The organism is Rhodococcus sp. D-46, assembly GCF_011290655.1.
In the GTDB taxonomy this organism is placed as follows: domain Bacteria; phylum Actinomycetota; class Actinomycetes; order Mycobacteriales; family Mycobacteriaceae; genus Rhodococcus_F; species Rhodococcus_F qingshengii.
On sequence record NZ_JAANTF010000007.1, the window covers coordinates 122,239 to 134,830 of the forward strand.

The following is a 12,592-nucleotide window of genomic DNA, read 5'->3' on the forward strand; positions in this document are numbered from 1 at the left end:
ATGAGCACCACCGAATTCACCTTGCTGCCCGATCTCGCACTGCGCACCCTCGGCGGAGCCGTCATCTGGGCGAACGACGAGGCGTTTGCCGAGCGTGAGGCCCTGATCCGCCCAGGCAAGGCCGGGTACCAGCCGGCGACGTTCGGTCACAAGGGGCAGGTGTACGACGGTTGGGAGACGCGTCGCCGCCGGGTGGCAGGCCATGACGAGGCGATCGTTCGACTCGGTGTTCCCGGAGTGGTGCGAGGCGTCGTGGTCGACACCGCGTGGTTCAAGGGCAATTACCCGCCCGAGATCTCGGTGGAAGCAATCTCGGTCGACGGGTATCCGGATCCCGCCGACCTGGCCGGATCCGGCGAGTGGACAACCATCGTCGAGCGCTCGACCGTGCACGGTGACTCGGAGAATCCGTTCTCGGTGGCGTCGGAGGAGCGGTGGACGCACGTCAAGCTGACCATTTACCCGGACGGCGGCGTGGCGAGATTCCGTGTTCACGGCGAAGCGCGGCCGGACCCGCGTTTCCTCGATGCCGGGCCGTTGGACCTCGCAGCACTCGAAAACGGTGGCCGCGTGACCGATTGCTCCAACATGTTTTACAGCTCACCGCAGAACATCCTGTTTCCCGGACGCGCTGCTTCGATGGGTGACGGGTGGGAGACCGCCAGGCGCCGCGACAACGGAAACGACTGGGTGCAAGTACAACTCGCGGGTGAAGGCGTGCTGAGTTTCGTCGAGATCGACACCTCGTACTTCCTCGGAAACAGTCCAGGTGAGGGCGCTCTGACCGGGCGGACGTCGGAGGGGGAGTGGATCGAACTGTTGCCGCGCACGACGCTGCGTCCGGATACGCGCCATCGCTTTCCGATCGATTCCGAAGTCCAGGTCACCGATGTTCGTCTGGACATCTTCCCGGACGGTGGCCTGGCGCGGCTGAGAGTCTTCGGCGTACTCACCGACGCTGCTCGCGCTGTGATCTCCGGGCGCTGACGGTAAAGTTGTTGGCATGAGCGACTATCCGCGCGACGACTATCCCCGGGACATGGTGGGGTACGGCCCTCATCCGCCGCATCCGCACTGGCCCGGCGACGCGCGGATAGCGGTTCAGTTCGTGCTCAACTACGAAGAGGGAGCCGAGAACAACGTCCTGGACGGGGACGCGGCTTCGGAAACATTTCTGTCGGAAATGACTCCGGCAGAGGCATTTCCGAATCGACACATGAGCATGGAATCGCTGTACGAGTACGGCTCACGGGCCGGGTTGTGGCGTGTACTGCGAACCTTCGAGCGGCGAAACCTGCCTCTCACGGTCTTTGCGGTGGCGCGGGCGATGCAGCGTAACCCCGAAGCAGTCAGTGCTTTTCAGGAGTTGGGCCACGAGATCGCGTGCCACGGATTACGTTGGAAGTCTTACCAATCCGTGGACATCGAGCGCGAACGCGCTGACATGGCCGAGGCGGTGCAGATTCTGCGAGATCTGACGGGTTCGGCGCCTCTCGGTTGGTACACCGGGCGCGATTCACCGAACACCCGCGAATTGGTCGTCGAGCACGGCGGCTTCGTCTACGACTCCGATTCATACGCCGACGATCTGCCGTACTGGGTCGACGTTCCGCGTGGCGCAGAATCGGTGAAGCACCTGGTCGTTCCGTACACCCTTGACACCAACGACATGCGTTTCGCCTCTCCCGCAGGATTTCCCAGCGGTGATCAGTTCTTTGCGCACCTACGCGATGCCTTCGACGTGCTGTATGCGGAGGGGACGGCCGGATCGCCCAAGATGCTCTCGATCGGGTTGCACTGCCGCATAGTCGGCCGCCCTGCCCGTGCGGCCGCTCTCGAGCGATTTCTGGACCACGTGCAGTCACACGAGAAGGTCTGGATCGCGCGGCGCATCGACATCGCCGAGCACTGGAAGACCGCGCACCCCGTTTAGATCACGGTCGGTCGACAAAAGACTTCATTCGAGCAGTCCGGGTACTGGTTCGACTGCCGCGTATTCCGCCATCGAATTCTAGGCCATTGACAACTGGCACGGTTGTGGATGACTCTTTGGAGATGGAGAAACACACAGCAGTCGAAGCGTCTTCGAGGTGAGCCGACCGGTGCCGACCAAGAAACCGACCAAGAACCGCGGATCGAAGTTGTCCCACAATGCCCGCGCAGTGGTGACCGGCGCCGGCAGCGGAATCGGCCGTGCCTTTTCGTTGGAGTTGGCGCGCAGAGGCGGTGAGGTGATCTGCGCGGATATCTCGCTGGAACGGGCCAAGGACACAGTGGCACTCATCGATGAGATCGGTGGTACCGCGCACGCCGTCAAATGCGATGTGTCAATTCGTGAGCAGGTTCAGGACCTGGCGTTGTTCGCGGAACTCGAACTTGCGGGTCCGCTTTCGTTGGTGATCAACAATGCCGGGGTGGGTATCGGTGGAAAACCGGTGGGCGAGATCGGTTTCGACGATTGGGAGTGGGCACTCGGGATCAATCTGTGGGGTGTCGTGCACGGCTGTGAGATATTTGCTCCACAACTGCGTGCGAGCGGCGCCGGGGGATTCATCAACGTGGCCTCGGCTGCTGGGTTTGCGGCTGCGCCGCTGATGGCGCCCTACAACGTCGGTAAAGCCGCCGTGATGTCGCTCTCGGAGACCTTGTCCGCTGAACTTGCCGGTACGGGAGTGCGGGTGACGGTGCTGTGTCCGACCTTCGTCAAGACAAATGTTGCTCTCGACGGCCGAATCACCGCGGAAGCAACACAATTGGCGCAAGCGTTGATGCGGCGAACCGGCTTTTCGCCGGAGCGCATCGCCGTCACCACTCTCGACGCCTACGACAAGGGTCGACTCTACGTGGTGCCGCAGTTCGATGCGAAGGTGATCTGGCGACTCAAACGGTATCTACCCGTTGCATACACGTGGGGCTGTGGAGTTCTCAATCGCTTTGCACCGAAACAGAAGTCGGGATCATCTGGAACTTCGGCGGCGCCGGAGACGAACTCGCCGAGCACGAAAGGAGCGTGACATGTCCTTCGATTTCGACGGCATGCTGCACAAGATCAAGGACCGCCAATGGGCTCTGGTGGACATCGACTGGGATGCTCCGGGCGCCGAGACGATCAGTCCAGAGCTTCATGCGAAGCTGAAACCGTTCATGTCGGACCTGATGTGGATCGAGAACGTCGGTGCCCGTGGCTTCGCTGCGATGGCTCTCAAGGCGCCGACTGAAACTCTCCGAGACATCTATCGGCATTTCCACGCCGAGGAACAGAAGCACGCCAACGCCGAACTCGCGCTGATGCGTCGGTGGGGAATGCTGGACGGCGACGAGATGCCCGAGCCCAACATCAACGTCAAGCTCGTCATCGACTGGCTGGACAAGCATTCCGACGGTTTGTCGCTCTCGATTCTCGGGACCGTCATACCGATGCTCGAGGTGGCGCTCGACGGAGCCCTGGTCAAGTTCATCATGGACGAGATCGAGGATCCGGTCTGTCAGGCTGTGTTCAAGAAGATCAATGCAGACGAGTCCAGGCATCTGGCGGTCGATTTTGCGGTGATCGAGATGCTCGGGCACTCGACGACGCGCAAGCTCGTTGTCGAAACCGTCGGCGCCTGGTTGAATCCGGCGTTGATCATCGGGACACTTCGCTACATCCCGCTGCTGAACAAGATGCGCGACAACATCGTCGACATGGGAGTGAACGAGGAACGGCTCTACACCGCGATGAAGCGATTCAGGAACGTAGGCGAACGGAGTCCGGCCGCGCTCCGCGTCCCGATGTATCGGGTGGTGAAGTGGCACGGCAACATGGTCATCAATCGCAACCATCCCTACCATCTGCTTGCCGATCGGATGGTCAAGGTCACTGGCCGACTTTCCGGCAGCAGGCTCAATTCCGAGCCGACCTGGGCCAAGGAACTTACGTACGAGCCACTCGCATGAGTACTGCCGAGCCACTGTCAGTGGCGATCATCGGTGGAGGTTTCGCAGGAATCGGAGCGGCGATTCGGTTGAAGCAGAACGGTATCGAGGACTTCGTCGTTCTCGAACGCGGCACGGAGGTCGGCGGGACGTGGCGCGACAACACGTATCCGGGAGCTGCGTGCGACATTCCGTCCCGTCTGTACTCGTACAGTTTCGCCCCGAACCCGGACTGGTCGCACACCTACTCGGCCAGCGCGGAGATCCTCGGCTACATCCGAACGATGGTGAAAGAGTTCGGCCTCGAGCCGAAGATTCGGTTTCGGTGCAACGTCACGGGCGTCGAGTGGGACGAGCAGACAGGTGTCTGGGCGATCGCGCTCGAGGGCCGTGAAGCGGTCATTGCCCGGACCGTCGTCATGGCGTCCGGTCCGCTGGCGAACGTCAGCTTTCCTGCTGTTCCGGGTTTGGAGAGCTACGAAGGACACAAGATTCACAGTGCTCGCTGGGACCATGACTACGACTTCACCGACAAGCGGGTCGCAGTGATCGGAACCGGGGCCAGTGGCGTCCAGATCGTCCCTGAACTCGTGAAAACTGCACGATCAGTGAAGGTTTTCCAACGAACACCGGGATGGGCATTGCCGCGAGCAAACCTACGCACCCGATCTCGCACGAAGGATCTGTACCGTCGTCATCCGGTCGTCCAGACTCTGGCGCGTCGGGCTTGGTACTGGGGACACGAATCGGTAGCTCTCGGGGTGGTGTGGGAATCCCCGTTGACGAGGGTGGTGGAAACAGTCGGGCGTCTTCATCTGCGCATGCAGGTGAAGGACCCGTGGTTGCGGCGACAACTCACTCCCGACTTTCGGGCAGGGTGCAAGCGGTTGCTGATGACCAGCGAGTATTACCCGGCTCTCCAGCAAGACAATTGCACACTCGTGACCTGGCCGATCGCGAGATTGGCGCCACATGGCATTCGCACGGTCGAAGGGATCGAGCATCAATTCGACTGCATCGTCTTCGCCACCGGCTTCGACGTTTGCAAGACCGGAACACCGGTCCCGATCATCGGCCGGGACGGACGTGTGCTCGCTCAGGAGTGGAAATCCGGGGCGCGTGCGTACAAGAGCATTGCGGTATCCGGTTATCCCAACCTGTATTTCACCTTCGGACCCAACTCGGGTCCGGGGCACAGCTCCGCCCTTGTGTACATGGAAGCGCAACTCGACTATCTCGCCCAAGCGATCAAGATCGTTCTCGAGCGCGACCTCAAGGCACTCGATGTTCGTCAAGATGTCGAAGATGCGTACAACGTCGAGTTGCAGCGTCGGCTGTCGAAGACCACGTGGAACTCGGGATGTTCGAGTTGGTATCTCACCGACGAAGGATTCAATGCCACTATGTTTCCCGGTTTCGCGACCCAGTACGTGAACCAATTGAAATCGGTGGATCTTCGGGACTACACGAGCACGGTGCGCGAGAAAGACACCGCGCAGACCTGATCCCGGGTTCTGATCGGCCTGGTGTTGCCACTAAGTTGGAATCGTGACGACCGACGCGGCAGAGGAGACGAGGCGGTGACCGAGTACCGCATCGACGATCTAGCGCGCGCTGCGGGCACCACCTCGCGGAATGTACGGGCATATCAGGAACGTGGATTGCTTCCTCCGCCGGAGAAGCGTGGGCGGGTAGGCATCTACGGCGACGCGCACCTCGAACGCCTCAAGCTGATCGACACGCTTCTTCAACGAGGTTTCACCACTGCGCATATCGACGACTTCATCACCGGGTGGGAAAGCGGGAAAGACCTGACAGAGGTGCTGGGTCTGCAGCACGCGGTCACCGAACCATGGTCCCGCAGCGACACCGTGAGTATCGAGATGGCCGTCGTACGCGAGTTTCTCGGGGGAGATGCAGATGGTCAACTGCATCGTCTCGTAGATCTCGGACTGGTACAGATCGAAGGAGAGAACTGCGTTTTCACCGATCCTGCTTTGCTCAGCGGATTTTCGAGTCTCCTCGACTACGGTTTCACTCTCGATCAACTGGTCGATGTGCACGAAAAGCTTCACAACGCTGTGGACGGGATCGCCAAAGACCTGATTCAGGCGGCAAAGGATCGCATCGTCGATCAGCACGGGGTCGGTTGGCTCCCGGAGGGCGACGAGGTTGCCGGAACAGCCGAGATGCTCCAGACGATGCGTGAACTCGGTGTGGCGTCGGTACATTCGGCACTGGCCCGGGCACTCGACGCGAACCTTCAGCGTGAACTCGGCGACTATCTTGCCGCTGCGATCGGCTCGCGGAGCGACGCCGACGAGTCCGACTAGCAGCATCGATCACGTTCGGGATGTGCGGCCCGTCGCGGTGCGCTCAGCTCTTGCGTGCCTCGATCAGGAATCGACTCGAGTGCGCGACAAAAGATCCGTCGCGACGGATCTGCTGATCGAGTTCGCGGAGCCGGTCCCGATACTGCGCGACGGTGAATCCCGGAACCATCCAGATCACCTTGCGTAAGAAGTAGACAACGGCGCCGATGTCGAAGAATTCCATGCGCAGACGCTCGAAACGCAGGTCGACGACGGTGAGCCCGGCCTCAATCGCGTCGGCAGTTTCGTCCTCGTGGTGCCGTCCGCGACGAGCCTGCGGCTGAGGACCGAGAAAGTACTCGACCAGTTCGAACACGCTGGCGTGACCCACATGTTGAGCGAAGTACGTTCCTCCCGGTTCGAGTACCCGCGCGATTTCGGTCCACCACACCGTCGCTGGGTGTCGGCTGGTCACCAGGTCGAAAGCCGAATCGGCGAACGGTAGCGGCGGCTCGTCCGGATCGGCGACCACCACCACACCTCGAGGACGCAGAAGGGCGGTGGCCTTGGCGATGTTCGGTGGCCAGGATTCGGTTGCTGCCATCACCGGCGGGAGTGACGGTCCAGCGGCGAGGACTTCGCCGCCGCCGGTCTGGATGTCCAATGCGGCGCCGGCGCGGCCGAGACGTTCACCCATCAGCCTCTGGTACCCCCACGACGGACGCTGCTCCGTGGCGCGTCCGTCGAGCCACGAGAAATCCCACCCGTCGACGGAGGCGGATTCCGCTTCGGCGACAAGTTCGTCGAAACCTCGTGACATGCTCTGTGACTCGCCTTCAGGCGTTCCTTCCGACATCACATCATCATCGTCGCGGAGGGTCGACGGTGCCAGTTGTTTACGGCTACTTCGGGGTGGCGCCGAGCATCGGTGCGAGTTGAGTGGCAATCGGGTTCAGGTTGAGCTTGTCCGGGTCCACCTTGGGCTTGCCGTCCCACGGTTGCGAGGTGTTCGGGTCGGCGAACGCGATGCGGTTGGCGCTACGAACCCCCGTTTCGCTGCCCTGAGGTGCCTGGCAGTTGGCGGCAGTGTTCAACGGGAAGTTCTGCGTCGTGTCGTCGAAGTTCGGGTCCTTGCGCTTCATCTCGTCGAGGATCGCCATGGTCCCTTCGTAACCGACGGTGCACGAGAGCGGGTTGTTGGTCTCGAGTACCAAGCCCAGATGTACTGTGCCGTCTCCCGGTGCAACGGTGGGCGCCGCCCCGGCGAGCGCAGGCAGGAAGAGCAGGAATGGCTGCAGCGAGGGCAGTGTCGGTGCGGCTGCCGCTGCAACGGCGGAGAGGTTGGAGAGGTTGGTCGTGAGCGCGGGGCCGGCTTCGGTGACGAGAGAGCCGACTTGTTCGCTGGCCGGTATGCCGTTGTCGATCACGCGTCGGATGTCGGGGTCGCTGGTGCGCAATTGCGCCGTCAGTGCGTCGAGGTCGGTGCTGAACTGCTTGATCGCCGACGATTGATCGGACTGGGTCGTGAGCACCGTCTGGCTGTCGCGGATCAGTCCGAGGGTCTGGGGAAGGGTGTCGAGGCCCGACTGGGAGATCCCCGACAGCGAGTCGGCAAGTACCTGCAGATCTTCGCCCTTGCCGTTGAATGCCGCGCCGAGTTCTTTCGCGACGGTGTGGAGTGCGTCGACCGGAACGGAGTGCACCAGACCGTTGGCGCTGGTCAAGACATTCTCGATCGGGATCGGCGTGGTTGTGTCGCCCACGGCGATCACCGAGCCGTCTTCGAGGAACGGGCCCTGGTCGGTATCGGGCTGAAGGTCGACGTACTGCTCGCCGATGGCTGAGCGATTGGCCACCACGGCCCGCGCGGATGCGGGAATCTGCGGAGCACTGCTGTCGATCAACAGGTCGACTTCGATTCCGTCGGACGTGAGCGACATGTCACCGACGCGTCCGACGGGTACACCGCGATAGGTCACTTCGGCGTTGGTGAAGATGCCACCGGACGTCGCCAGTTCGGTTTTGACCGTGTATTGGCCGAATCCCAGAAGATTGTCCAGCCGTACGTATTTCGCTCCGACATAGATCAAGCCCAGGAGTGCAACCACGACGAGGGCGACCAGCTGCCATTTGGCGAGCTTCGACATCACCATGAGGTGACGACCCTGAACTGATGCGGTGTGTTCATGGTTCGACTCCCGAATGACAAGCCGGGTACGGCTGGTGTTGAGCGAATTGTGTTCACCCACGGACGTTCTGAGGTGAACCGGAAACTTCCGGCAATTCGTTGTTGGCGATAACTATAAACAAGTCGTCACAGATAGAAAGTCGACGCTGAGATTTCCGCAGGTCGTCGAAACGTAAGTGTCGCAGCTCACTTCGAATGCTTCGATGTGATGCAGACGGCTTTCGGTCTGAATCGGGCTTGACTTCGCCAAACATATCCATAAAAGTAGATGCGTTCCGGTTGTCGTGCAGAGGGGTGTGGTCCATGGATGCTTTGGCGATCTTCAAGGCGCTGTCCAACCCGACTCGCCTGCAGATCATGGAGTGGCTCGCGCACCCGGCGAAGTATTTCGACGAGGACTCGTATACGCAGCAGGATCTCGGGTTTCACATCGGAGTCTGTGTCGGTGACATCCAGGGGCGATCGGGACTTGCCCAGTCGGTGATCTCGGGGTATCTGCAGGGCATGAAAGACGTGGGTCTGCTCGAGTCCGAGCGCATCGGGAAGTGGACGTATTACCGACGAAACGAATCCGTGATCGGCGAGTTCAGGGAATTCGTTCGCGAAAAGCTGTAGCGGCCGAATTGCCCTCGTCGGTCGGGTTGTTCAACCCAATATATCTACATATATAGATATGTAACTGTCTTGTGTGGCGAAGTAGTGAGGAGTGTGTCGTGAAGTCGAAATTGTTGATACCGGTTCTGGCGTTGGGTGTATTCGGAATCATCACTACGGAGATGGGCATTATCGGGGTTCTGCCTCAGATCAGCGAAAAGTTCGGTATCACCGCGTCGACTGCCGGATGGTTGGTCGGTGTGTTTGCACTCGTCGTGGCGGTGACCGGTCCGTTCACAACGCTGATCACCTCGGGAATCAACAGGAGAACCGTTCTGTTGGTAGCGATTGCAGTCTTTGCGGTCTCCAATGTGGTGTATGCGACCACATCGAGTTTCGAGGTGATGTTTGCATTTCGGATCATCCCCGCCGTGGTTCATCCGGTCTTCTTCGCTGTCGCGCTTGCAAGTGCGGTTCGTCTGGTATCGCCGGAACAGGCGACCGCCGCGGTGACCAAGGTATTTGCAGGCGTCACAGTCGGATTCGCGTTCGGCGTGCCCTTGACGTCCTATTTGGCCGAGAACTTTTCGGTGTCGACAGCATTCGTGTTCGGCGCCGTGGTCAACGTTCTCGCGTTTCTCGGGATTGTCGTACTTCTGCCCTCGGCTCCTGTGACACAACGCCTGTCGTACGGTGCACAGGTCGGGATACTTCGCCGGCCGCGCGTGTGGTTGACCATTCTTTCCGTCACCTTCGTCTTCGCAGCCATGTTCTCGGTGTACGGATACTTTGCCGAATACCTCGGCGAAGTGACCGGCATGAGCGGATCGTGGATCAGCGCGATGCTATTGGCTTTCGGTGTCGTGATGATCTTCGGCAACTTCGTCTTCGGGGCTCTGCTCGCCAAGGGGGTGGTGCGCACGGTTGTGGCTTTTCCCTTGCTGTACATCGTCGTCTACGTGATGCTCTATCTGGCGGGCCCGTACTTCGGCGCGATGGTTGTAGCCGTGTTGGTTTGGGGTGTAGTGCATTCCGGTGGACTGGTGGTTTCGCAGAGCTGGATGGGGCGAGATGCAGTCGACGCGCCTGAATTCGGCAACAGCCTTTTCATCTCGTTCTCCAACCTGGGGATCACGCTCGGCACTGCGGTCGGTGGACTGTTTCTCGCGCATTTCGAAACCCGCCAATTAGTCTGTGCTGGAGTATTGTTCGCGATCCTGGCGCTGCTGGTGACAGGTGTTCGACTCTCGCTCAGGCACGCTCACAGCGAGAACGGTGTCAGTGTACCGGTGTAGTTCTTGGGAAGTGGGCGTGCGAACTCGCCGCGCGAACTGGTCGACAGTCCGAGGGTGACCAACGACTGAACCATCGTGACCCCAGCGGCAACGCCGTCGACTACCGGGACACCCAGTTCGTCGGACAAGTCCTGGCACAGGTCCGCCATGCCGGCGCAACCCAGCACGAGGACGTCCGAGTCGTCTTGCTCCAATGCGTCGAAACAGGCTTCCAAGATCACCTTTCGCGCGTCGGGATCACGATCGAGTTCCAGAACCGGAATCTCGCAGGAGTGGATACCCCGGCACCGAGCCTGCATGCCGTACCGGTCCACCAGATCGGCTGCGCGGCCGCGGGTTCGACCGAGAGTGGTCACGATGCTGAATCCGCGACCCAGGAAACTTGCGTAGTTCATGGCCGCTTCGGCAACAGCTACGACGGGGCCCTTGGCCAACTCTCGGGCTGCATCAAGACCTGGGTCACCGAAGCAAGCGATGACGTAGCCGTCGACTTCGTTCTTTTCTCCGGCGGCGATCTCGGTCAGGATTCCGGGGACGCTGAGAGCTTCGTCGTAGTGGCTTTCGATCGACGCGGGACCCATGGCAGGGCTGACAGCCTCGACGAATGTGCCCGAGCCTGCGACGGTCCGGGCACATTCCTCGATCTTGGCGGTCATCGCCCACGTGGTGTTGGGGTTGATCACCTTGATTCTCATGACGATCAGTCGACCGTCACAGTGTCGGGAGAGGAAGCATTCCGGACAGCTGAGGAAGAGCGCGCGGCGAGTAGGTAATAGACGGTGAATCCGAGCCCACAACCGATGAACCAGCTGTACTGCGCTGCGGTGTACATCCCGGTGAGGTCCTTGCCCAGGACCGGGACCATCGCGACGACGGCTCCCACCACGGTGGCGGTCACTGCAGCAGGGTTGTATCCCTTGCTGTACCAGTAGGTTCCGGTCGGCGACATGCTGAACAGTTCGTCGACGATCACCTTCTGCTTGCGCACGAGGTAGTAGTCGGCAATCAGAATTCCGAACAGCGGACCGATGAAGGCTCCGAGGGTTTCGAGTGTGTAGTGAATGACGTCCGGATTGTTGTACAAGTTCCACGGCGTGATGAGGATCGAGCCGATCGCTGCGATCATTCCGCCGGCGCGCCAGCTGATCTTCTGCGGACTCACGTTAGAGAAGTCGAAGGCCGGGGAAATGAAGTTGGCCACGATGTTGATGCCGATCGTGGCGATGGTGAAGGTGAGTGCGCCGAGAACGATGGCGAAGGTGCTGTCGATTCGTGCAACGGTCGCAACGGGATCGGTGATCAGTTCGCCGTACACCGGCAGCGTCAACGATGCAGTGACGACGACCAACACCGAGAATACGAGGAAGTTCAACGGCAAACCGAGGAAGTTGCCCTTCTTGACGGCAGCGAACGACTTTCCGTAGCGGGAGAAGTCGCCGAAGTTGAGCATCGGTCCGGAGAAGTACGAGACAACCAGAGCGATCGCACCGAGCATGACCGGCACGGCGTCGAAACCCGAGTACTTGACGTCGCCGAGCGTGAGATCGATGGCGCTCCAGCCTGCCTTGTAGATCAGGTAGCCGCACAGCATGAACATCACGACATACACAGCCGGCCCGCAGAAGTCGATGAAGCGGCGGATCGATTCCATGCCTCGCCAGAAGACACAGGCCTGAAGTACCCACAGGAGCATGAAACTTCCCCAGCCCAGTGCGGAGAGTCCGGCGAATCCGTAGTCTTCGACGACGGCATAGGGCGCGAGTGACGGAAAGAGTTTGATCAGTACGACATCGAGGGCTGCTGAAGCGAGGAAGGTTTGAATTCCATACCAAGCCACGGCAATCAGGCCACGAATGATTGCCGGGATGTTCGCGCCGAGGACGCCGAACACGCTGCGGCAGATCACCGGATACGGCACGCCGGTAACTTGGCTGGGCTTGGCGACGAGATTGCAGAAGAAGTAGACGATCGTGATACCGACCAGCAGGGCGACGAGTACTTGCCAACTGGCCAATCCCAGTGCGAAAAGACTACCGGCAGTGACATATCCGCCGACGCTGTGTACGTCGGACATCCAGAAGGCGAAGATGTTGTACGACGACCAGGTCTGCTTGCGAAGCGGCGCCAAGTCCTCGTTGGTCAAACGAGGGTCGTAGCCCGGCTTGATCAGGCCGCTTCCGACAGGGTGACCCGCGGCTTCGACAAGGTCACCCGATCCGGTTTCCTTTGGGGGAGTGGGGGTAGTGGTCGTTCGGGACGGAAGAATGTCGGTCATGACAGCTCCTGTG

At 60.5% G+C, this 12,592-nt stretch carries 12 protein-coding genes; 8 read left to right on the plus strand and 4 right to left on the minus strand.

Features of this window, described 5'->3' with window-relative positions; all coding sequences use genetic code 11:
• The 6 genes from alc (at position 1) to G9U53_RS18945 (ending at position 6,248) form a co-directional block, all read left to right on the plus strand.
• Positions 1-987 (plus strand): allantoicase, encoded by a 987-nt coding sequence (gene alc / locus G9U53_RS18920; RefSeq protein ID WP_030535271.1) that lies wholly within the window; start codon positions 1-3, stop codon positions 985-987.
• Between the two features lie 16 nt (positions 988-1,003).
• On the plus strand, positions 1,004-1,933 hold the full coding sequence (gene puuE / locus G9U53_RS18925; RefSeq protein WP_003940421.1) for an allantoinase PuuE: 930 nt from the start codon (positions 1,004-1,006) through the stop codon (positions 1,931-1,933).
• Positions 1,934-2,102: 169 nt separating this feature from the next.
• Positions 2,103-3,014, plus strand: a complete 912-nt coding sequence (locus tag G9U53_RS18930) for an SDR family NAD(P)-dependent oxidoreductase (protein WP_050654767.1) — start codon at positions 2,103-2,105, stop codon at positions 3,012-3,014.
• 1 nt (position 3,015) lies between these two features.
• Positions 3,016-3,936, plus strand: a complete 921-nt coding sequence (locus G9U53_RS18935; protein WP_030535274.1) for a hypothetical protein — start codon at positions 3,016-3,018, stop codon at positions 3,934-3,936.
• Positions 3,933-5,420, plus strand: coding sequence for an NAD(P)/FAD-dependent oxidoreductase (locus G9U53_RS18940; protein WP_007733920.1), 1,488 nt, complete (start codon positions 3,933-3,935; stop codon positions 5,418-5,420). The genes G9U53_RS18935 and G9U53_RS18940 overlap by 4 nt, the downstream gene beginning before the upstream one ends.
• Before the next feature lie 75 nt (positions 5,421-5,495).
• Positions 5,496-6,248, plus strand: coding sequence for a MerR family transcriptional regulator (locus G9U53_RS18945; RefSeq protein ID WP_007733922.1), 753 nt, complete (start codon positions 5,496-5,498; stop codon positions 6,246-6,248).
• A gap of 43 nt (positions 6,249-6,291) precedes the next feature.
• On the opposite strand, the gene G9U53_RS18950 is transcribed toward G9U53_RS18945, so the two are convergent.
• Both G9U53_RS18950 and G9U53_RS18955 read right to left on the minus strand, forming a co-directional pair.
• Positions 6,292-7,047, minus strand: a complete 756-nt coding sequence (locus tag G9U53_RS18950) for a methyltransferase domain-containing protein (RefSeq protein WP_165639131.1) — start codon at positions 7,045-7,047, stop codon at positions 6,292-6,294.
• An 82-nt stretch (positions 7,048-7,129) separates the two neighbouring features.
• Positions 7,130-8,377, minus strand: a complete 1,248-nt coding sequence (locus G9U53_RS18955) for an MlaD family protein (RefSeq protein ID WP_030535278.1) — start codon at positions 8,375-8,377, stop codon at positions 7,130-7,132.
• A 341-nt stretch (positions 8,378-8,718) separates the two neighbouring features.
• Here G9U53_RS18955 and G9U53_RS18960 point away from each other — a divergent pair, with 341 nt between their 5' ends.
• Complete coding sequence (locus G9U53_RS18960) at positions 8,719-9,030, plus strand: metalloregulator ArsR/SmtB family transcription factor (RefSeq protein WP_007733929.1); 312 nt, start codon at positions 8,719-8,721, stop codon at positions 9,028-9,030.
• Positions 9,031-9,128: 98 nt separating this feature from the next.
• Positions 9,129-10,304 carry an MFS transporter gene (locus G9U53_RS18965; protein WP_165639056.1) on the plus strand — a complete coding sequence of 392 codons (1,176 nt, stop codon included), beginning with the start codon at positions 9,129-9,131 and terminating at the stop codon, positions 10,302-10,304.
• Here G9U53_RS18965 and G9U53_RS18970 read toward each other — a convergent pair.
• Together G9U53_RS18970 and G9U53_RS18975 are read right to left on the minus strand one after the other, a co-directional pair.
• Positions 10,271-10,999: an aspartate/glutamate racemase family protein gene (locus G9U53_RS18970; protein ID WP_007733934.1), complete on the minus strand. Its 729-nt coding sequence runs from the start codon at positions 10,997-10,999 to the stop codon at positions 10,271-10,273. The genes G9U53_RS18965 and G9U53_RS18970 overlap by 34 nt on opposite strands.
• A 5-nt stretch (positions 11,000-11,004) precedes the next feature.
• Positions 11,005-12,579: an NCS1 family nucleobase:cation symporter-1 gene (locus G9U53_RS18975; protein WP_050654766.1), complete on the minus strand. Its 1,575-nt coding sequence runs from the start codon at positions 12,577-12,579 to the stop codon at positions 11,005-11,007.
• Positions 12,580-12,592: the final 13 nt, after the last annotated feature.